General features: G+C 73.1%; 19 protein-coding genes. 12 read left to right on the forward strand and 7 right to left on the reverse strand.

Annotation, left to right across the window (positions count from 1 at the left end):
* Window positions 1-134 precede the first annotated feature (134 nt).
* The 3 genes from AB0B50_RS26005 to AB0B50_RS26015 all read right to left on the reverse strand — a co-directional run bounded on the left by AB0B50_RS26005 (window position 135) and on the right by AB0B50_RS26015 (window position 2188).
* Complete coding sequence (locus AB0B50_RS26005) at window positions 135-740, reverse strand: hypothetical protein (protein ID WP_362336503.1); 606 nt, start codon at window positions 738-740, stop codon at window positions 135-137.
* Between the two features lie 145 nt (window positions 741-885).
* Window positions 886-1713 (reverse strand): MOSC N-terminal beta barrel domain-containing protein, encoded by an 828-nt coding sequence (locus AB0B50_RS26010; RefSeq protein WP_362336506.1) that lies wholly within the window; start codon window positions 1711-1713, stop codon window positions 886-888.
* 46 nt (window positions 1714-1759) lie between these two features.
* On the reverse strand, window positions 1760-2188 hold the full coding sequence (locus AB0B50_RS26015; RefSeq protein ID WP_362336509.1) for a DUF6643 family protein: 429 nt from the start codon (window positions 2186-2188) through the stop codon (window positions 1760-1762).
* A gap of 283 nt (window positions 2189-2471) precedes the next feature.
* Between AB0B50_RS26015 and AB0B50_RS26020 the strand changes: the two genes are divergently transcribed.
* Window positions 2472-3767 carry a TerD family protein gene (locus AB0B50_RS26020; protein ID WP_362336512.1) on the forward strand — a complete coding sequence of 432 codons (1296 nt, stop codon included), beginning with the start codon at window positions 2472-2474 and terminating at the stop codon, window positions 3765-3767.
* 4 nt (window positions 3768-3771) lie between these two features.
* Here AB0B50_RS26020 and AB0B50_RS26025 read toward each other — a convergent pair whose 3' ends face one another.
* Entirely contained in the window at window positions 3772-4959 is a 1188-nt protein-coding gene (locus AB0B50_RS26025) for a glycosyltransferase (RefSeq protein WP_362336515.1), read from the reverse strand.
* Between the two features lie 58 nt (window positions 4960-5017).
* Between AB0B50_RS26025 and AB0B50_RS26030 the strand changes: the two genes are divergently transcribed.
* Together AB0B50_RS26030 and AB0B50_RS26035 are read left to right on the forward strand one after the other, a co-directional pair.
* Window positions 5018-5806, forward strand: coding sequence for an aspartate/glutamate racemase family protein (locus AB0B50_RS26030; protein WP_362336518.1), 789 nt, complete (start codon window positions 5018-5020; stop codon window positions 5804-5806).
* A 227-nt stretch (window positions 5807-6033) separates the two neighbouring features.
* Window positions 6034-6582, forward strand: coding sequence for a hypothetical protein (locus tag AB0B50_RS26035; RefSeq protein ID WP_362336521.1), 549 nt, complete (start codon window positions 6034-6036; stop codon window positions 6580-6582).
* 17 nt (window positions 6583-6599) lie between these two features.
* Here AB0B50_RS26035 and AB0B50_RS26040 read toward each other — a convergent pair whose 3' ends face one another.
* The gene (locus tag AB0B50_RS26040) at window positions 6600-7655 is read right to left on the reverse strand and encodes an O-antigen ligase family protein (RefSeq protein ID WP_362336524.1); all 1056 of its coding nucleotides are present in this window, start codon (window positions 7653-7655) and stop codon (window positions 6600-6602) included.
* Between the two features lie 220 nt (window positions 7656-7875).
* On the opposite strand from AB0B50_RS26040, the gene lnt reads away from it, so the two are divergent.
* From lnt to AB0B50_RS26070, 6 genes are all read left to right on the forward strand, one after another.
* Window positions 7876-9561, forward strand: coding sequence for an apolipoprotein N-acyltransferase (gene lnt, locus AB0B50_RS26045; RefSeq protein ID WP_362336527.1), 1686 nt, complete (start codon window positions 7876-7878; stop codon window positions 9559-9561).
* Window positions 9562-9660: 99 nt separating this feature from the next.
* Complete coding sequence (locus AB0B50_RS26050; RefSeq protein WP_362336530.1) at window positions 9661-10143, forward strand: NUDIX domain-containing protein; 483 nt, start codon at window positions 9661-9663, stop codon at window positions 10141-10143.
* Window positions 10140-10847 (forward strand): hypothetical protein, encoded by a 708-nt coding sequence (locus AB0B50_RS26055; RefSeq protein WP_362336533.1) that lies wholly within the window; start codon window positions 10140-10142, stop codon window positions 10845-10847. The genes AB0B50_RS26050 and AB0B50_RS26055 overlap by 4 nt, the downstream gene beginning before the upstream one ends.
* The gene (locus AB0B50_RS26060) at window positions 10844-11479 is read left to right on the forward strand and encodes a hypothetical protein (protein WP_362336536.1); all 636 of its coding nucleotides are present in this window, start codon (window positions 10844-10846) and stop codon (window positions 11477-11479) included. Before AB0B50_RS26055 ends, AB0B50_RS26060 begins: the two co-directional genes overlap by 4 nt.
* A 40-nt stretch (window positions 11480-11519) precedes the next feature.
* Window positions 11520-12689 (forward strand): methyltransferase, encoded by a 1170-nt coding sequence (locus AB0B50_RS26065; protein WP_362336539.1) that lies wholly within the window; start codon window positions 11520-11522, stop codon window positions 12687-12689.
* A 96-nt stretch (window positions 12690-12785) separates the two neighbouring features.
* A complete protein-coding gene (locus AB0B50_RS26070) occupies window positions 12786-14495 on the forward strand; it encodes a GAF domain-containing protein (protein ID WP_362336542.1) in 1710 nt (569 codons plus the stop codon).
* A gap of 139 nt (window positions 14496-14634) precedes the next feature.
* On the opposite strand, the gene AB0B50_RS26075 is transcribed toward AB0B50_RS26070, so the two are convergent.
* A complete protein-coding gene (locus tag AB0B50_RS26075; protein ID WP_362336545.1) occupies window positions 14635-15333 on the reverse strand; it encodes a response regulator transcription factor in 699 nt (232 codons plus the stop codon).
* A gap of 341 nt (window positions 15334-15674) precedes the next feature.
* Between AB0B50_RS26075 and AB0B50_RS26080 the strand changes: the two genes are divergently transcribed.
* From AB0B50_RS26080 to AB0B50_RS26090, 3 genes are all read left to right on the forward strand, one after another.
* On the forward strand, window positions 15675-16700 hold the full coding sequence (locus tag AB0B50_RS26080) for a universal stress protein (RefSeq protein WP_362336548.1): 1026 nt from the start codon (window positions 15675-15677) through the stop codon (window positions 16698-16700).
* 63 nt (window positions 16701-16763) lie between these two features.
* Window positions 16764-19124, forward strand: coding sequence for a phosphoketolase family protein (locus AB0B50_RS26085; RefSeq protein WP_362336550.1), 2361 nt, complete (start codon window positions 16764-16766; stop codon window positions 19122-19124).
* Window positions 19125-19190: 66 nt separating this feature from the next.
* Window positions 19191-19856, forward strand: a complete 666-nt coding sequence (locus tag AB0B50_RS26090; RefSeq protein ID WP_362336553.1) for an alpha-ketoglutarate-dependent dioxygenase AlkB — start codon at window positions 19191-19193, stop codon at window positions 19854-19856.
* A 25-nt stretch (window positions 19857-19881) separates the two neighbouring features.
* On the opposite strand, the gene AB0B50_RS26095 is transcribed toward AB0B50_RS26090, so the two are convergent.
* Window positions 19882-20604, reverse strand: coding sequence for a 2OG-Fe(II) oxygenase (locus tag AB0B50_RS26095; protein WP_362336868.1), 723 nt, complete (start codon window positions 20602-20604; stop codon window positions 19882-19884).
* Between the last annotated feature and the right edge of the window lie 17 nt (window positions 20605-20621).

Below are 20621 nucleotides of genomic sequence, written 5' to 3' on the forward strand. Positions count from 1 at the left end.
CGTCGATGTGCCGTGTCGATGCGCAAGGAGCCGAAGAGTTCGGCCGGACCACCGTAGCGCGCGCGAGGGCGGGGAGTTGACCCGATGGGCAGGCTCTCACCTGCGTGGCCGGGCCGTGGAGCTCTTCGGCGGGGTCAGGAACCGGTGCCGGTCCTGCCCCAGTCGGGGCCCGCCTTGGCCCAGGCCTGGTCGAGCCGGGCATACCGTCCCCGCATCACGCGCCACAGGACGAACCTGCGGGCGCCCTCGACGAGGGCGACGCTCATCGTGGCCGCGCCGAATCCGGCGATGACCGCGTGCGTGGTCGCGGTCGCGCTGTCCAGCGGGCGGCCGACGACCCGGCCTTCCTCGTCGGTCCAGAGCCTGAAGTGGTCGCCGGGGGAGGGGGACTTGAGGTCGGAGAGGACGACGCCGGAGCGCAACGCGCCGTTGGGCGCCGTCCAGCGCGCGTGCACGCGGCTGTGCGCATCGCGCGCCGACGAGGTCTCGGGATCCGGGTCGAGCGGGGGAGAGTCGGCCTTGCGCAGGACGGTGCCGGTGATCGCGTGGCGCTCCTCGCGCTGCTGGCGCACCGAGGTGAGGAGGGCGTCCCGCGACAGGCTCGTCGTGAGCGCGCCGACGACCGGGACGGCCACGACGATCAACACCAGGGCGGCCAAGGCCAGCCAGGCCTCGACGAGGTCGGTCCTGCGGCGCAGCGGATTGTGCCGCCACCGCCAGAGTCCGACGATTGCTCGCACTGCCCTGCACCCCCTTCCGCGTCCGTCTTAACCGGGAACGGCACGGTTCACGCGCGGGTGGCGAGAAGAGAGAGCGAAATCACCCTTCACGTCCACGAGGCTCAACGTCCGTGCCCCGCCGACGAGTTCCCCCACCGGACGCCGATCAATCGAGGACCGTGAAGGTGTCGCCGACGCGGATGACCCCGGTCGATTCGGGCACCAGATTCTGCCCGAAGACGAGCTGGTCGCCGACACGGCGGTGGCGCGCGAGTGTGCGCAGCGGCTCCTTGCCGCGCCGTGCGGTGTCCTGGTCGGTGGTCGTCACGACACAGCGCCCGCGGCTCTTGACGACGCGGAACGCGACGTCGCCGATGGCCACGCGCCGCCAGCCGTCCTCGGCCCGGGGCGGTGTGCCGTCCACGACGACATTGGGCCGGAAGCGGTCCATGGGGAGCGGTCCCTCGTCGGGGTGATCGCCCTGCGCCACGAGGGAGTTCAGCGCGTCGAGTGAGGAGAGCGCGGTGAGCAGCAGCGGGAAGCCGTCCGCGAAGCTGACCGTCTCGCCCTTTTCGCCGTACGCGGGATCGACCGGACGGCGGGTCGCGGGGTCGTCCAGGTGGGCGAGGCGGACCTCCGCGCCGAGGTGGGCGCCGAACCAGGCGTGCGCCGGGTCGTCGGCGGGCACGGGCACGGCCTCGGCCTTGTCCTGCCGGATCCGCACCGGCACGGTCCTGGTGGGCTCGGGCACCTGGACCGTCAGGGCCTCGCGGCCGGGCGCGGGCACACGAAGGCCGCCGCCGGGCAAGAGCTCGGCGGCGACCAAGGCCATGCGCGGATGCGGCCGTTGGGAGACGCACCGTCCGTCGTCGACCAGCAGCCATCGACGGTCACCCGCGAGTCCCCATGGCTCCACGACGGCCTCACGCGGTGCGTGCCCCCTGGCCGCCTTGAGCGGGTGGACGTGGATGGACCGAAGCGCTGGGTGCGACATGGCGGTCATCCTGCCGGCCCGCGCCGGCAGGAAGGCCGCGGCCGGATCAGTACCCGCGGTACTGCTGGCGGTTGTACGGATCCTCGTACGGGGCCGGGGCGGGGCGCGGCGCGGCGGGGCGCATGGCCTCGTACCCGGTACCGGTGGCCGGCCGCTGGGGCTGGGCGCCCGGGTAGCCGCGCGGGCCCGCGGACTGCTGCGGGATGTACGGCGCGGGGGCCTGCTGCAGCGGTGCGGGCTGCTGGGCCTGGACGTAGCCGTACGCCGGGTTGGGGTGGGAGGGGGCGGCGGGCAGCGCGGGCAGCGCGGCCGGGAGCGCGGGCAGATGACTGCCCGTGTCGTACGCGGAGGGGACCCGAATCGGGGCGATCTGGGGCGTGCCCCGCTCGGCGACGAGCGAGTCGTAGATCGGAGTGTCCGGGAAGGACGGCGCGGAGTAGTAACCGCCGCCATAGGTGGAGCGGGGGGAGGTCATGCTCCATAAGTTAAGCCCTTGATGTGCTGGTTGGGGAGACCGATAAGAGGGTTGTTTTACGTGTCGGCAGTGGCTGCGGATCCCCAATGCGAGCGAACTTGGGAAAATCGGTCGCTGGACGGTGTTCGGATCGTGTAAAGGCCGAGTTCCTGGAGGGTTACCCGGGGTTGACCGTGGGGCCCGTAGGACACGGCCGTGGGCCTCTTCGTCGTCCGGGTAATAGGTTGGCCATGAACGGAAACGGCGGCCCTGCCGGACGCGGCGACTTGCGATGGGGGCGGACATGACAATGCCTAAAGGATCGAATGTTCCCGTACCGGCACCCGCGGTACGGGTCGAATTGGGGTGGGGTTCGGGGGCCGGAGTGCCGGACGCCGATGCGTCGGCCCTGTTGTTGGGCTCTTCCGGAAAGGTGCGCTCGGACGCGGACTTCGTCTTTTACAACCAGTCGGCGCACTCCTCCGGAGCGGTGCGGCACGAGGGCAAGCAGCGCTCCGGCGCAGGTGTCACAGATGTGCTGACGGTCGACCTCGCGCGCGTGGAGCCCGAGATCGAGACCGTGGTGCTCGCCGCGTCGGCCGACGGCGGCACCTTCGGGCAGGTGCCGGGCCTGCACATCCGCGTGCTCGACGCGGCGAGCGGCGCCGAACTCGCGCGCTACGACAGCGCGGACGCGACCGTGGAGACCGCGTTCGTCCTCGGCGAGCTCTACCGCCGTCAGGGCGCGTGGAAGTTCCGCGCCGTCGGCCAGGGGTACGGCAGCGGGCTCGAGGGCCTCGCGACGGACTACGGCATCTCGGTGGACGAACCGCAGCAGGCGACGCCCGCCCCTGCCGCCGCTCCGGCCCCGCCGCCACCGGCCCCTGTCGCCCCTGCCGTCAACCCCGCTCCGGCCCCACCGCCGCCGCCCGCCCCGCCGGTTGCCGCCCCCGCCGAGCCCGTGCGCCTCACCAAAGTCACCCTGACGAAGGACGCGCCGTCCGTCTCGCTGACGAAGCAGGGCGGCACGTCGGGCGGTATGCGCGTGAACCTCAACTGGGAGGTGCGCAAGCAGTTCAAGGGCTGGGGCGCGAAGCTCGGCAGGGCCGTCGCCATGCACGCCGACCTGGATCTCGACCTCTGCGCGCTCTACGAACTCTCCGACGGCCGCAAGGGAGTCGTCCAGGCGCTCGGCAACGCCTTCGGAGCGTTGCACCAGCCCCCGTACATCCTGCTCGACGGCGACGACCGCACCGGTGCCGTGGCCACCGGCGAGAACCTCACCATCAACCTCGACCACATCAAGGACTTCCGCCGCATCGTCATCTTCGTGACGATCTACGAAGGCGCGCGCAGCTTCGCCGACCTCAACGCCACGGTCACCCTCCAGCCCCAGCACGGCGCCCCGGTCGACTTCTCGCTGGACGAGTGCACGGTCCCCTCCACGGTGTGCGCCCTTGCCCTGCTCACCAACAACGGCGGCGACCTCGTCGTCCAGCGCGAGGCCCGCTATCTGGTGCCCGAGCGCGGAGTGAGCCCGCAGCGCACCATCGACTACGCCTACGGCTGGGGCATGAACTGGACGCCCGGCAGGAAGTGACCCCTCAGCGCTGCTCGGGCGCGGGCTCCGCCGCGGTGTCCGGACGTGCGTACGTACGTCCCTTCCACGCCGCACCGCGCCCCCGGTAGTGCTGCACCGCCGAGTCCACCGTCATCAGGAGGTACAGGAACGCGGTGCCGGGCAGCAGCGGGGCGAGCCAGAAGGTCTGCCGGTAGTAGCGGAGCATCGGCAGATACGTCGCGGTCATCACCAGCCACGCGAGCCCACCGGCCGCCGCGGCCGCCGCGTCCCCCGTGGCCAGGCCCGCGACCAGCGTCACCGGGGGAGCGAGGTAGACCACCGCGAGGCCGGCGACCGTGCCGATGAGGAGCAGCGGGTTGTGCCGCAGCTGCGCGTAGGCGCTGCGCGACACCATCCGCCACAGGTCTCCCAGGCGCGGATAGGGCCGCACGCTGTCGACGCGCTCGGCGAGCCCGAGCCAGATGTGGCCGCCGGAGCGCTTCACCGCCCGCGCGAGCGCCACGTCGTCGATCACCGCGTGCCGGATGGCGTCGGGGATCCGCGCCCGCTCGGCCGCGTCCGCGCGCAGCAGCACACAGCCGCCCGCCGCGGCGGCCGTCCGCCCGTTCCCGCGGGCGATCCAGCGGAAGGGATAGAGCTGCGCGAAGAAGTAGACGAAGGCGGGAACCACCAGGCGTTCCCACACGCTCGCCACCCGCAGCCTGGCCATCAGCGAGACGAGGTCGAAGCCGCCCGTGCCCGCCGCGGCCACCAACTGCCGCAGGCTGTCCGGCTCATGGGCGATGTCCGCGTCGGTCAGGAGTAGATACTCGGGGTCACGCGCGCGTGCCAGACCGATGCCGTGGCGCACCGCCCAGAGCTTGCCGGTCCACCCGGGGGGCGGCTCTCCGGGGGAGCCGACGGTCAGCGGAAGGCCGCCGTGCCGCTCGGCCAGCGCGCGGGCCAGCTCGCCCGTGCCGTCCGAACTGCCGTCGTCGACAAGGAAGATCTCGGCCCGCCCCGGGTAGTCCTGCGCGAGCAGCGACGGCAGGCTGTCCGGCAGCACGGCCGCCTCGTCCCGCGCGGGGACGACGACACAGACCGACGGCCACTCCGCCGGCTCCCTGCGCGGTGGCAGACGCACGTCCGTACGCCAGAAGAAGCCCTGCCCCAACAGCAGCCACAGCCACGCGGCAAGCGATCCGGTGGCGATCCACGCAACGGCGCTCATCCGCCGAAGTCTGCCCCACGGGACGGTGCCTGTGGGGCGCATCGACTATGGTGACCGGGTGAAGATCGCGCTCATGGACTCCGGCATCGGACTGCTCGCCGCGGCGGCCGCGGTACGTCGCCTGCGGCCCGACGCCGATCTCGTGCTCTCCTCGGACCCGGACGGCATGCCGTGGGGACCGCGTACCACGCAGGACCTCACCGAGCGCGCCGTCGCCGTCGCCGAGGCGGCCGCGGCCCACCGGCCCGACGCGCTGATCGTGGCCTGCAACACCGCCTCCGTGCACGCGCTGCCCACGATCAGGGCCCGTCTCGAGCCCGGCATCCCGGTCATCGGGACCGTGCCCGCGATCAAGCCGGCCGCCGCGAGCGGTGGACCCGTGGCCATCTGGGCCACGCCCGCCACCACCGGCAGCCCCTACCAGCGCGGCCTCATCGAGGAGTTCGCGAGCGGCGTCGCGGTCACCGAGGTTCCCTGCCCCGGACTCGCCGACGCCGTGCAGTACGCGGACGAGAAGGCCATCGACGAGACGATCGCCGCCGCCGCTGCCCTGACCCCGCCCGATGTAAGGGCCGTCGTCCTGGGCTGCACCCATTACGAGCTGGTCGCCGAGCGTATTCGCGCCGCCCTCCAGCAGCCCGGTCTGCCGCCCCTGGTCCTGCACGGCTCGGCCGGTGCGGTGGCGGCCCAGGCGCTGCGCAGGACCGGCGCCCACGCCGTCGCGCGGACCGCGGCCCCGGCCCCCGGTCTCACCGTGCTGCTCAGCGGGCGCGAGGAGGAGCTGCCGCGCGCGGCGCTCACGTACGCGGAGGGACGCGCGCTCGCGGCGGTCAGCCCGGCGCTCTGAGCGCGGTCGGCCGGGGTTCCGAGCGCCCTCGGCCCGGCGTGCTGGGCGCGGTCGGCCCGGCGCTGCGAGCAGCGAGGGCCGGTGCTGCGATCAGCGAGGGCCGGTGCGCGACGTGATCGCGCCCCGTGACCGCGGGCTCGGTCCCTCTGGGACTGCCGTTACCCGGACAGGTGGTAACCCTCCGCGACGCGGTGCCCTCACACCGATATCTGAGTAGTCTCGAAGGCATGAGGGACCAAGCCCCCGAGGAGCGGGCCGTGGCCGAGAGCCCGCCCGACGTCTGGACCGGCCGCGCGACCAACCGCGTGCAGTGGCTGCTGGCGTGCGCCGGCGCGGCCTGCATGGCGCTCGGCATCGAGCTCGCCGTGGACTCCATGTGGACCTCGGGCATCGCGCCTCTGGTCATGTCCGTCGTGGGGTGCATCGCCGCCGGGCTCCTGATGCTCTTCGGGACGCTCGCCTTCGTCCATGTGGCGGTGAAGGTCGACAAGGACTCCCTCGAGGTGCGCTGCGGCCATCTGGGCCTGCCGCGCCGTCACATCCCGCTCTCCCATGTCGTCGGCGCGGACTTCGCGCCCGCCGTCACGCCCCGGCAGTGGGGCGGCTGGGGTTATCGCTGGCGGCCCGAGAAGGGCACCGCCGTCGTGGTCCGGCGCGGCGAGGGCCTGGTGCTCAGCCTGGGCGACGGCCACAAGTTCACGGTCACGGTGGACGACGCCGAGGCGGCCGTCCGCGCCATCAGGCACCGCCTCGCCCTCGCGGGCAACGCCGCCTGAACCTCCTCGCCATGCCCTCACGGGTGGTGTGACAGCGCGCCGTCCGGCGGGTCGTCGCCCAGCGGTCGCGCCGTCGCGATGCCCGCGAGCAGCCCCGCCGCCGTCGTCACCGTCGTCACGCTCAGTGCGTTGCCCACCGTCGCCACGGCCGTCAGCGCCGTCAGGGCCGCGCCCGCCGACAGCACCACCTGCGTCGAGCGCGGCGAGCGCCACAGTGCGTACAGGAGCCAGCAGAACACCGCCGCCAGCAGCGCCATCCCCACGAAGCCCTGCTCCGAGGCCTGCTGCAGCGGTGCCGAGTGCGGCTTCCCGTCCGCCAGGAGATCCTCGGTGACCACCGGGCTGATCTCGCCGAACCGGCCGGGCCCCACCCCCATGGCGGGCTCCCGCTCCGCGAGGCCCATCGCGTCCCGCCACAGCAGCACGCGCTGGCGCCCCAGCTGACCCTCCAAGGGGGCCGTCAGACCCTCCGGCAGCGCGTCCTCGGCCACCGCCAAGGACACCCCGGTGACCAGCACCGCCGCTGCCGCGAGCCCGGCGAGACCCAGGGCCCTGGCACGCAGACGCGCCGCCGCGAGCGAGCAGAGCAGCACCACCACGCATCCGACGAAGCCCGCAGGCGAGCCGAGCGCCACCGCCGCACCGGCGATCCCCACGGCCAGCAGCCGCAGGGTGAGGCGAGCCGCCGCGGTCCTCGCCGCCCACGCCGCACAGCAGGCCGCGCCCGCCGCCAGGATCAGCAGCGCGGCCGTGGCACCGGTGTGCCCGAGGGGAGAGGAGGGGCCGAGCGTGAGGCGGGGGGCGGCCACGGCGAGGCCGAGCCCCGCGAGTGCGCCCGCACACGGGGCGGCGACCGGGAGCAGTGCCCCGCAGATCCGCCCGCCCGCATAGCCCGCGGCCACGGCGAGGACCGCGAGGAGCATCCCCTCGGGGTGTCCGCCGTGCACTCCCGCGGTGATCAGTGACCAGGCGGCGCACGCGCCGAGGAGCGCCCCGCCCGTCGCGTCGGACGCACCGCGCCGCTCACGCGCCCCCGCCGGACCGGCCGTCGCGGCCGTACCCGTTGATCTCACCCCGTCGCCCCCCGGTCCATGACGGGCCCCGAACGGCACGATCCGGTTCACCGTGGCGCGAACCGTTCGTACGTCAGGGACTCGGGCACACGCTAACCGCTGGCGCCGCGCTGTGGGACCAGTTGTGCAGGAACGATACGGCGGACGTGCTCGCGCCGGTCCCCGCAGCCCCGGGCCACCACGCTGTCCGGCCCCAGGTGAGGCGCCGTACACTCCCCGAGTGACCGCCACCACCACCTCCGTAGACGAGCCGGCCCAGCTCGATCCGCAGCCCGCTCAGGCCTCCCGTGCCGTGCGGATGCTGCGACGGCTCGTGCCCGCCGCCGCGGCGGCCCTCTCCGGAGTGCTGCTCTACGTCAGTTTTCCGCCACGCACCCTCTGGTGGCTGGCGCTCCCGGCCTTCGCGGTCCTCGCCTGGTGTCTGCACGGCCGCACCTGGAAGGCGGGCCTCGGCCTCGGCTACCTCTTCGGACTCGGCTTCCTGCTGCCGCTCCTCGTGTGGACCGGCGTCGAGGTGGGCCCCGGCCCGTGGCTGGCGCTCGCCGCCGTCGAGGCGGTCTTCGTCGCGCTGGTGGGAGCGGGCATCGCGGCCGTCTCACGCCTGCCCGGATATCCGCTCTGGGCGGCGGCCCTGTGGGTCGCGGGAGAGGCGGCACGCGCGCGCGTGCCCTTCAACGGCTTCCCCTGGGGCAAGATCGCCTTCGGCCAGGCCGACGGCGTCTTCCTGCCGCTGGCCGCGCTCGGCGGCACACCCGTGCTCGGTTTCGCGGTCGTCCTGTGCGGCTTCGGGGTCTACGAGATCGTGCGGCAGGTCCGCGACGTACGCGGGAGCAAGGGCGTACGTGAGAGCAAGGGCGTACGCGAGAACAAGGACGTCCCCGACAGCAAGGGCGTACCCGAGAGCAAGGGCGTGCGCCGCGGAGCCGCGGCCGTCGCGCTGCTCTCCGTGGCAGTCCCCCTCGTCGGTGCCTTCGCGGCGCGTCCGCTCGTCAGTGACAAGGCGGAGGACGGCACCGCGACCGTCGCCGCGATCCAGGGCAACGTCCCGCGCGCGGGGCTCGGCTTCAACGCCCAGCGCCGCGCCGTCCTCGACCACCACGTGCGCGAGACGGAGCGCCTGGCCGCGAGGGTGAAGGCGGGCGAGGTCGAGCGGCCCGACCTGGTCCTGTGGCCGGAGAACTCCTCCGACATCGACCCGTTCACCAACCCCGACGCACGCCACGCCATCGAGGGCGCGGTCAAGGCCATAGGGGTGCCGGTCTCCGTCGGCGGCGTCGTCGAGAACAAGAACGGCAAGCTCTACAACGAGCAGATCCTGTGGGACCCGAAGAAGGGCCCCACGGACACCTACGACAAGCGGCAGATCCAGCCCTTCGGCGAGTACATCCCGCTGCGCTCCCTGATCAGCGTCTTCAGCAGCGACGTCGACATGGTGCGCCAGGACTTCAGCCGCGGCACCGAGCCCGGCGTCTTCACCATGGCGGGCACCGAGGTGGGCATCGCGACCTGCTACGAGGCAGCCTTCGACTGGGCGGTGCGCGACACCGTCACCAACGGCGCGCAGATCATCTCGGTGCCCAGCAACAACGCCACCTTCGACCGCAGCGAGATGACCTACCAGCAGCTCGCGATGTCCCGGATCCGCGCGGTCGAGCACAGCCGCGCGGTCACCGTCCCGGTCACCAGCGGCGTCAGTGCCGTGATCATGCCGGACGGCGAGGTCGTCGCGAAGACCACGTGGTACACCGCCGACTCGCTCGTCGAAGAGGTGCCGCTGCGCTCCTCGCGGACTCCCGCCACCCGCCTCGGCGTGCTGCCCGAGGGCATCCTCGTGCTGATCGCCGCGGGCGGACTCGGGTGGGCCGTCACGAGGGTGGTGCGGGCGAAGCGGACGGCGGGCGAGTAGCGGGACGACGGCCGGGAGTAGCGGGATCACGGCCGGGGGTAACGGGAGTAACAACCCACCCCGGCAAGGATGATGGCCCCGCACCGTTAGGGTCGGGCCATGGCAACTCCTGAGTTCATCCGCACGATCAGGGCCGACGCCGGCCAGCAGCTGCTCTGGCTCCCCGGAGTCACCGCCATCGTCTTCGACGACGAGGGAAGAGTGCTGCTCGGGCGGCGCTCCGACAACGGCAGGTGGTCGGTGATCGGCGGGATCCCGGATCCGGGCGAGCAGCCGGCGGAGTGCGCGGTGCGCGAGGTGTACGAGGAGACGGCGGTGCGCTGCGTGGTCGAGCGCGTGGTCCTGGTGCAGGCGCTCGAACCGGTCACCTACCCCAACGGCGACACGTGCCAGTACATGGACGTCACCCTGCGCTGCCGTGCCGTCGGCGGCGAGGCGCGCGTCAATGACGACGAGTCCCTCGAAGTGGCCTGGTTCGCCGTCGACGCACTGCCCGACCTGCACGAGTTCTCGATGTCCCGGATCAAGCAGGCGCTGTCGGACGGTCCCACGTGGTTCGAGCGAGCCGAAGCCCCGCAGTGAGCCACAGACCCTACGCGCAGGCCCTGCGCGGGCTCGCCTGCGCGCTGATGGCCTGGCAGGTCTGGCTGGTGTGGCACACCAGCACCTACGACGCGGCGTCGGTGCGGTGGTCCTGCGACACCGAGGGCTGCGCCACCGATCAGTTCGCGGGCATGGCCCCGATCGTCGGCATCGCCTCCGCGGTGCTGCTCGGGTTCCTGTCCTCGCGCTATCTGCAGCGCGCGACGGCGGGGGCGGTGGTCGCGTTCAGCGCGCTCGCCGCCGCCGTCGGCTGGCGCGACGCGCTCTCCGCGGGCCGGGTCGGCCGCGCCACCGTCACCGACTTCCACATCGTCCTGCCGATCTCGCGCCTGCCGGTGGCGGACTGGCTGACGATCCTGTGGACGGCGGCCGCCGCGGGCCTCGTCGCCGCGTCCTGGGGCGCGGTGGTGAGCGTGCGCCGCACCGCCGTGCTGCGCCGGATCTCCCGGCGGTACACCACCGCCGAGGCGACCCTGCAGGGCTGGCGGACCGTCAGCCGCTCGCGCGGCGAGGCCGTCGTCGTCTTCGAGGACCACACGGGCGTGCGGCACGAGGTGCCGGCCGTCGTCGACCGCATCGCGCTCGACCGCCCCGTCCTCGCCGTGTACGACGCGACCCGCCCCGGCGACCCCGACCGCACCAGGGTCGCCGTTCCCCGGAAGAGGCTCCTGCGCATCTCATGACCGCCACGACGCACTCCGTACGCAGATTCCTCACGCCCCACGTCCTGCTGGGCGCGGTGGTCGTGGCCGCCGCGTTCGCCACGCTGGCGCAGGGCATCATCGGCGGCACCACCTGGGTGCTGGTCATCGGCCTCACCGGCACGGCCCTCGTGCTCGCCGTCCTCGGCGGCCTCGCCGACCAGGGCCACGGCACGGGTGTCGCGTCCGGGCTGCGGTCCGGCGGGCCGCGCGCCTACGCGCCCGCCGTCGTCCACTCGGCGCGCGCCGTGCACCGGCGGAGCGGGGCCGCGGTCGTGGACGGGCAGGCGCAGTCCAGTGTGTTCGCCTTCGAGCTCACCGTCGTGCCCGAGGACGCTCCCGCCTACCGCGTCGTGGTGCGCCATCCCCTCGACGTGCAAGGCCTGTTGCACCGGACCAGAGCCGTCGTCGAGTACGACCCGAAGCAGCCCTGGCGGGTCGCCCTGCCGGACAACCCGCCGCGCTCCTGGCAGGCCCGCGCGCAGCAGCTCGACGCGGAGGCGGCACACAGCGCGCGGGAGCCCGGCCGTGGCCTCCCGCCCGGCGTGCACGTGCTCGGGGCGGGCGCGGTGCTCGCGGCGCTCGTGACGGTGCTCGTGCGGCTCGTGGGCTGAGCCCCGTGCCTGCCGGGATCTCCGTTAGCCTGAGGGCACGATGAACCGTTTGAGCACGTCATGGGGCGCGTACGACCTCACCCGCTTCCCGGAGGACCCCCGCGACCAGCTGCGCGCCTGGTCGGCGGCCGACGCCTATCTGTTGCGGCACCTCGCGGGCGAGGAGGACGCCGACGCCGTCGACCTCTCCGGCACCGTCGCCGTCGTCGGCGACCGCTGGGGTGCACTGACCACCGCGCTCGCGGGGCACGCGCGCGTGCCGGTGCAGATCACCGACTCCTTCCTCACCCAGCAGGCGACCCGGGCCAATCTGGCGAGGGCGGGCCACGCGCCGGACACGGCACGGCTCCTGACGACCAGGGACACTCCGCCCACGCGCGTCGACGTGCTCCTCGTCCGCGTACCCAAGAGCCTCGCGCTCCTGGAGGACCAGCTGCACCGGATCGCGCCCGCCGTGCACGAGGGCACCGTCGTCGTCGGCACCGGCATGGTCACCGAGATCCACACGTCGACGCTGGAGCTCTTCGAGCGGATCATCGGGCCGACCAGGACCTCACTGGCCCGCCAGAAGGCGCGGCTCATCTTCTGCGCCCCGGATCCGGCACGCGCCGCGGGATCCAGTCCCTGGCCCGGCAGTTACGTCCTGCCCGCCGACTCCGGAGCGGGCGCGGGCCTGACCGTCGTCAACCACGCGGGGATCTTCTGCGCCGACCGGCTCGACATCGGCACCCGCTTCTTCCTCAAGCACCTGCCGCGCGCCCGCGGCGGCGCCCATGTGGTGGACCTCGGCTGCGGCAACGGCGTGCTCGGCACCGCCGTGTCCGTCGCCGACCCCGACGCCACGGTCACCTTCATCGACGAGTCCTTCCAGGCCGTCGCCTCCGCCGAGGCCACCTTCCGTGCCAACGCCGCCGAGGGGGCCAAGGCGCACTTCGTGGCCGGAGACGCCCTCGCCGCCGTGCCGCAGGGGACGGTGGACCTCGTCCTGAACAATCCGCCCTTCCACAGCCACCAGGCCACCACCGGCGCGACCGCGTGGCGGATGTTCAGCGGGGCCCGTGCCGCGCTGCGCCCCGGCGGCGAGCTGTGGGTCATCGGCAACCGTCACCTCGGCTACCACGTGAAGCTCCGCAAGCTCTTCGGCAACGCCCACGTCGTGGCGAGCGACCCGAAGTTCGTGGTGTTGCGGGCGGTGAAGGGCGGCAGCTGACACCGCCTGCGGCAAGGCCGGTCCGACTCCCGTGTTCCACGGCTACCGTGGAACACATGGGGCCGCCGCGGTCGGCTCACCGGGCGGAGGATCTGCATGGGCGGGGACGGCACCGGGGGCGCGGGGCAGTTGCCCAAGCTGCGCCTCGACGAACTGCTCGAAGAGTTACAGGTACGGATCAGCGCGGTCCGCGGCACCAGGGACCGGTTGCACGGCCTTCTCGAAGCCGTGCTGTCCGTGGGCAGGGAGCTCGATCTCCCGCAGGTCCTGCGGCGCATCGTCGAGGCCGCGGTCGTCCTGGTCGACGCGGAGTACGGCGCGCTCGGGGTGATCGGGCACGGCCAGCGCCTCGACGAGTTCCTGCCGGTCGGCATCAGTGACGAACTCCGGGCGCGGATCGGTGATCTGCCGTCCGGGCACGGCCTGTTGGGCGAGTTGATCCGGCATCCGGAGCCGCTGATCCTCGACGATTTGGCCACTCACCCGGCGTCGTCGGGGTTCCCGGCCCACCACCCCCCGATGCACTCCTTCCTCGGGGTGCCGATCAGGGTGCGCGACGAGGTCTTCGGGAACCTGTACATGACGGAGAAGCGGGACGGGGGCCAGTTCGACTCCGAGGACGAGGCGGTCCTTTCGACCCTCGCCGTCGCCGCCGGGGTCGCGATCGAGAATGCCCGGCTCTACGAAGAGGTCCGGCTGCGCGAACGCTGGCTGGAGGCGGGCGCCGAGGTCACCAGCGGCCTGCTGTCCGGGGTGCCCGAGTCGCAGGTCCTCGACGTGATGGTGGCGCGGGCCCGCGAGATCACCTCCGCCGAGCTCGGCGTCGTCAACCTCCTCGTCGAGGGCGGCAAGGAGCTCCGCGGGGCGCTGGCCCAGGGGCTGGGGGCGGAGAGCCACCGGGGGGTCGTGCTGCCCAGGGACGGCACGTTGGTGGGGGCCGCGCTGCGTGCGGGCCGGCTCGTGGCCACCCCGGACGTGCGCAAGGACCCGCGGGTGACGTACTCGCCCGAGCGGTGGGACGGTATCGGGCCCGCCGTGGCCGTGCCCATGGGGACCAGGGGAGGGCTGCGCGGCGTCCTGCTCCTGGCGCGCACGGAGGGCCGGGTGCCGTTCAGCGTGGTGGACACGGCGCCGCTGCCCGGCTTCGCGGCGCAGGCGGCCGTCGCGCTCGAACTCGCCGACCGGCGGCGGGACGCCGAGCAGATGACCGTCCTCGAGGACCGCGACCGCATCGCCCGCGATCTGCACGACCTGGCGATCCAGCGGCTCTTCGCGACGGGCATGACGCTGCAGAGCACCCAGCGGTTCGTGACGCATCCGCAGGCGGCCGAGCGTCTCGGCAGGGCCGTCGACGACCTCGACAGCACCATCAAGATCATCCGGTCGACCATCTTCGGCCTGCGCGCCCACGAGGCGACGCCCGCGGGCCCCGGGCTGCGGGTCCGCGCGGTGCGGGCCGTGGAGGACGCGGTGCCGGTGCTCGGCTTCACGCCCGCCCTGCGGATGGAGGGGCTGATCGACATCGACGTACCGGCGGCTGTCGCCGACGACGTGGTGGCCGTTCTCGTCGAGGCACTGGCCAATGTCGGGCGGCACGCGCGGGCCGCATCCGCGGAGGTGTCCCTCGTGGTGCGGAAGGGACGGCTGACGGTCACCGTGGTGGACGACGGGGTCGGCATCGGCGAGGGACGGCGCAGCGGGCTGCGCAATCTGGCCGAGCGGGCGGAGCGCCTCGGCGGTGAACTGGCCGTACGGGTACGGGAAGCGGGCGGCACGCACCTCGAATGGCAGGTCCCGCTGTCGTGAGCGGGCCGTCTGTCGTGAGCGGGCCGTCTGTCGCGAGAGAGCCGTCTGTTGTGAGAGAGCCGTCTGTTGTGAGCGGGCCGTCTGTCGTGGGCGGGGATCGGACAGGGCGGGAGGCGTCCGTTCCCCCCCACCCTGTCCCTCAGTGGTGTTCGTTGCCCGGTGGCGGGAACTGGGCAGCGAGCACCGCGGCCTGGATCCGGCGTTCCACGCCGAGCTTGGCGAGGAGCCGGGAGATGTTGTTCTTGACCGTCTTCTCCGAGAGATAGAGGCGTCGGCCGATCTGCCGGTTGGTGAAGCCCTCGCCGATCAGGGCGAGGATCTCGTGCTCGCGCGGGGACAGTGCGGCTAGGCGCTGCTCCCCGGGCTGTGCGCCCTCGTCCTCCGGCCCGCGCAAGGTGGCCATCAGCCGGGCCGTCGTCGCGGCGTCGAGCATCGAGCGGCCCGCGGCGACCGTGCGGACGGCCGAGACGAGGTCGGAGCCCCTGATCTGCTTCAGCACATAGCCCGCCGCGCCCGCCATGATCGCGTCGAGCAGGGCGTCGTCGTCATCGAAGGAGGTCAGCATGAGACAGGCCACCTCCGGGACGCGCGAGCGCAGTTCGCGGCAGACGCTGATCCCGTCACCGTCCGGGAGACGTACGTCGAGCACGGCGACGTCGGGGCGCAGCGCGGGCCCGCGGATCAGCGCCTCCTCGCCGGTCGCGGCCTCTCCTGCCACCTCGATGTCGGGTTCGGCGTCCAGCAGGTCGCGCAGACCCCGGCGTACGACCTCGTGGTCGTCCAGGAGGAAGACCCGGATGGGGTCACCGGCCGACGGTTCGCGCTGGTCCTCCTGCATGACGGCTCCCTGAGGCTGGCTTGCTCACGGACGAGCGGGGCAATGGCGCCGGGATGTGCAACCGGAGTGGGCGCCGGCCGACAGGAAGACTCCCCTCCGGTGCTCCTGGCGGCCACCGCCCCTCGACGGGCCTCCTCCGGTCGGTCACGTGTGTCTGGTGCCGTGGTCCATGTACAGCATCAGGCCACGGGTACCCCGTTGAGCAGGGGCCAAATGGCCCCATCCAAGGGCCTGTTCGGCACTCCCGCGGACGGCCGGGGGGTGGCAGCGTCGAAGGGCGGCGACAGCGCGGGAACGGCGGACGGCGCGGGAAGGCCGAGGGCGGAAGGAGACGAGTGACCGTGGAGCTCCCCCTGATCGTGGGTGTCGACGGCTCGCCGGCGAGTCTGCGGGCCCTTGACTGGGCCGTCGACGAGGCCGTGCGGCGAGGAGCGCCGCTGCGGATCGTGCACGCGTCGAGCTGGGAGTGGTACGAGGGCCACGAACCGTCCTTCGGGATCGGCGAGGAGTCCGTGCGGGCCGCGGCGGACCGCGTCGTCGCAGGAGCTCTGGAGCGCGTCGGCAGCCGTGCGCCCGCCGTCGCGGTGACCGGTGTCGTCCTGCCCGAGGACCCCGCGGCCGCGCTGATCCGGGAGAGCCGGCAGGCGGGCGTGGTCGTCGTCGGCAGCCGGGGCAGGGGGCAGTTCGCCGGGCTGTTGCTGGGGTCGGTGAGCCTGTCGGTGGCGGCGCACGCCGCGTCGCCGGTCGTTGTCGTACGGGACACCGGAGCCGTACCGGACACCGGAGTCGTACCGGACGCCGAATCCGTACGGAATCCTGAAACCGTGCGGAATCCTGAAACCGTGCGGAGTTCTGAAACCGTGCGGAGTTCTGAACCCGTACGGAATCCCGAACCCGTACGGGACACCGAATCCCCACGCCATGCCGAAGGGGACCGCCCCGCGGCCGAGGTCACCGTAGGAGTCGGCGACCCCCAGGAGTCCGCCGCCGCGGTCGCCTTCGCCTGCGACGCGGCGCAGCGGCGCGGGATCGCCCTGCGCGCCGTGCGGACCTGGCGGTGCCCGGCCCACGAGGCGCCCGACCGGCCGCGGGCCGCGGCACTCCCCGACCTCCATCAGGCGCGCGCCCAGGAGGAGTTGGACGAGGCCCTGCGCGGTCCCCTCCGGGCCCACCGCGCCCTCATGGTGCGCCGCGACGTGCTGGAGGGGCACGCCCGTACCGCGCTGCTCGACGCCGCCCACACTTCCGAGCTGCTCGTGGTCGGGGCCCGCCGCCGCAAGGGGCACCTCGGCATGCAGCTCGGCCCCGTCAACCACGCGGTGCTGCACCACGCGCCGTGCCCGGTGGCGGTCGTCCCGCACGACTGACCCGCGTCTCCCGTGGAACCCGTGCGGCACCCCCGTCGTACGCCCCGCCCCAAGGAGAACTCCATGGCACCTCTGGCGAAGGAGCACCTCGCGGCACTCGACGCCCACTGGCGTGCCGCCAACTACCTGGCCGTCGGCCAGATCTACCTGATGGACAACCCGCTGCTGACCGAGCCGCTGCGGCCCGAGCACATCAAGCCGCGGCTGCTCGGCCACTGGGGCACGTCGCCCGGCCTCAACCTCGTCCACACCCACCTCAACCGCGTCGTCAAGGAGCGCGGGCAGGACGCCCTGTGCGTCTGGGGGCCGGGGCACGGCGGCCCCGCCGTGCTCGCCAATGCCTGGCTGGAGGGCTCGTACAGCGAGACGTACCCCGATGTCAGCCGTGACGCGGAGGGCATGGCCAAGCTGTTCCGCCAGTTCTCGTTCCCCGGCGGCGTGCCCAGCCACGTCGCCCCCGAGACGCCGGGATCGATCCACGAGGGCGGCGAGCTCGGCTACTCGCTCGCGCACGCCTACGGCGCCGCGTTCGACCACCCGGACCTCCTCGTGGCCTGCGTGATCGGCGACGGCGAGGCCGAGACGGGGCCGCTGGCCGCTTCCTGGCACGCCGACAAGTTCCTCGACCCCGCGCACGACGGCGCGGTCCTGCCGATCCTCCACCTCAACGGCTACAAGATCGCCAACCCGGCGCTGCTCGCCCGGCTCCCCGAGGCCGAACTCGACGCGCTGCTCAAGGGGTTCGGGCACGAGCCGCTGTACGTGAGCGGCGACGACCCCCGCCGGGTCCACCAGGCGATGGCCAAGGCCATGGACCAGGCGCTCGACCGCATCGCCGCCCTCCAGAAGGCGGCCCGTGGCGGCGGCGCGCACGGCCGCGCCCGGTGGCCGATGATCGTGCTGCGGACGCCCAAGGGCTGGACGGGACCCGCGGCCGTGGACGGCCTGCGGGTCGAGGGCACGTGGCGCTCGCACCAGGTCCCGCTATCCGGAGTGCGCGAGAACCCGGACCACCTGGCCCAGTTGGAGGACTGGCTGCGCTCCTACCGGCCCCACGAGCTCTTCGACGCGCACGGCGGTCCGAGCCCGCAGGTCCTGGCCTGCGTCCCCGAAGGGCGCCGCCGCCTGGGAGCGACCCCGTACGCCAACGGCGGCGTGCTCACCCGTCCCTTGCCGGTGCCGCCGCTGGAGCGGTTCGCCGTCCCCGTCGACAAGCCGGGCACGACCCTGCACGAGCCGACGAGGATCGCGGGCGGACTGCTCGCCCAGGTCATGGCCGACACCGCGCGGCGGCGGGACTTCCGCGTCATGGGCCCCGACGAGACCGAGTCCAACCGGCTCGGCGCGCTCTTCGAAGTGACCGGGAAGGCCTGGCAGGAACAGACTCTCGACGGGGACGAGCACCTCTCGCGCGAGGGCCGCGTCATGGAGGTCCTGTCCGAACACCTCTGCCAGGGCTGGCTGGAGGGCTACACGCTGACCGGCCGGCACGGACTGTTCTCCTGTTACGAGGCGTTCGTGCACATCGTCGACTCGATGGTCAACCAGCACATCAAGTGGCTGGGGACCGCCCGCTCGCTGCCCTGGCGCGCCCCCGTGCCGTCCCTCAACTACCTGCTGACATCGCACGTATGGCGCCAGGACCACAACGGCTTCTCGCACCAGGACCCCGGCTTCGTGGACCACGTGCTCAACAAGAGCCCCGATGTCGTACGCGTGTATCTGCCGCCGGACGCCAACACCCTGCTGTCCGTGACCGAGCACGTCCTGCACAGCCGCGACTACGTGAATGTCGTCGTGGCGGGGAAGCAGCCCTGTTTCGACTGGCTCTCCCTGGACGAGGCGCGGGCCCACTGCGCGCGCGGCGCGGGTGTGTGGGAGTGGGCGGGGACGGACGACGGCACGCGCGACCCCGATGTGGTGCTCGCCTGCGCGGGCGACGTGCCCACTCAGGAAGTCCTCGCCGCCGCGGGGCTGTTGCGCGAGCACCTGCCCGAACTCGCCGTCCGTGTGGTCAATGTCGTCGACATCGCCCGTCTCATGCCGCGCGAGGAACACCCGCACGGCATGGCCGACTTCGAGTACGACGCCCTCTTCACCCGCGACCGGCCGGTGATCTTCGCGTATCATGGCTATCCGTGGCTGATCCACCGCCTCGCCTACCGTCGCGCAGGCCACGCCCATCTCCACGTGCGCGGCTACAAGGAGGCGGGCACGACCACGACGCCGTTCGACATGGTGGTGCGCAACGACCTGGACCGCTACCGCCTCGTCATGGACGTCGTCGACCGGGTCCCCGGCCTCGCCGTCCGTGCCACGGCCGTGCGCCAGGCGATGGCCGACATCCGCACCCGCCACCACGCCTGGATCCGCGAGCACGGCACGGACCTGCCCGAGGTCGCCGCGTGGGCGTGGCCCTACTGAGGCCGTTGTCGGACCCCTGTGGCACCGTGTGAGGAGAGGCGGGACGAGCGAAGGGTGCGCAGGGCATTGGCCGACGAGCTGTTTCCGCGGACCCGCTCCGCGCTCGGCCCCGGCGCGGTGCACGTGCCGGACTGGCTGACGCCAGAGGCGCAGCTGCGGCTGCTCGCGGCCTGCCGGGAGTGGGCGCGGCCCCCCGCGGGGCTGCGGCTCGTCAGGACGCCGGGCGGCGGCGCCATGACCGCCCGGCAGTTCGGCCTCGGCTGGCACTGGTATCCGTACGGGTACGCGCGCAGCGCGGTCGACGGCGACGGCGCCCCGGTGAAGCCGATGCCGCCCTGGCTCGCCGAGCTGGGGCGCACGGCGGCCGAAGCGGCGGGGTACGGGGGCGCGGAGGGGGACGACCTCGCGTACGACCTCGCGCTCGTCAACTTCTACGACGCCGACGCACGCATGGGCATGCACCGCGACAGCGACGAGAAGTCCGGCGCGCCCGTGGTGTCGCTGAGCCTCGGCGACACCGGCGTCTTCCGCTTCGGCAACACGGAGACGCGCGCGAAGCCGTACACGGACGTCGAGTTGCGCAGCGGCGACCTCGTGGTCTTCGGCGGAGCGTCGCGGCTCGCCTTCCACGGGGTGCCGCGGGTGCTGCCCGGCACCGCGCCGGTCGGGCTCGGTCTCACGGGGCGGCTGAACATCACGCTGCGGGTCAGCGGCCTGACCGACGGCGCGTGAGCGGAGCGGTGGCAGTGGCGGTGGTCTACGAGGCGTCGTGGAAGACCAGTCCGAGCGACCTGCGCAGCCCCGACCGCACCGTGCTCACTCCGTGCCGCACGGGCCCCGCCGACCAGCCGCGCGCGGAGCGGACCGGGCGGTCGCGGGTGGTGAATATCAGGCCGTGGCCCTGTCGCAGGACCGTCGACGTGCCCCGGGACTGGGCCCGCGGCCGCTGTTCGACCAGCAGGAACTCGCCGCCCGTGTAGTCGGTGCCGGGCTCGTCCAGGCCGATGACGACCTGGAGCGGGAAGATCATGTCGCCGAACAGATCGCGGTGCAGGGCGTTCCAGTCGCCCTCCTCGTAGCGCAGCAGGATCTGAGCGGACCGGCTCTGGCCCGCCGCGTGGCACTGCTCCAGCCACTCCTCCAGGGAGTCGGGCCAGGGCGCGGGGCGGCCGAGGCGGGCCGCCCAGTCGCGGGCCACGGTCAGCAGGCGGGGGTAGAGGGCGGCGCGCAACTCAGCGACCGGGTGCGGGAGTTCATGCGTGAAGTAGCGGTACCGGCCGGAGCCGAAGCGGTGCCGTGCCATGTCGACGGTGGAGCGGAACAGCGTGTCGTCGCCGTACAGCTCCGCGACCTCGCGGCACTCGGCCGGGTCGATCAGGCGCGGTGTGAGCGCGCAGCCGTGCGCGTCGAGCTCGGCGGCCAGCGCCGTCCAGTCCGCCGCGTCGACCGCCTCGCGCCGCGCCCGCGCGGTGGTGGTCATGCCGCCGCCGGCCGCCA

Source organism: Streptomyces sp. NPDC041068 (genome assembly GCF_040647455.1).
In the GTDB taxonomy this organism is placed as follows: Bacteria; Actinomycetota; Actinomycetes; order Streptomycetales; family Streptomycetaceae; genus Streptomyces.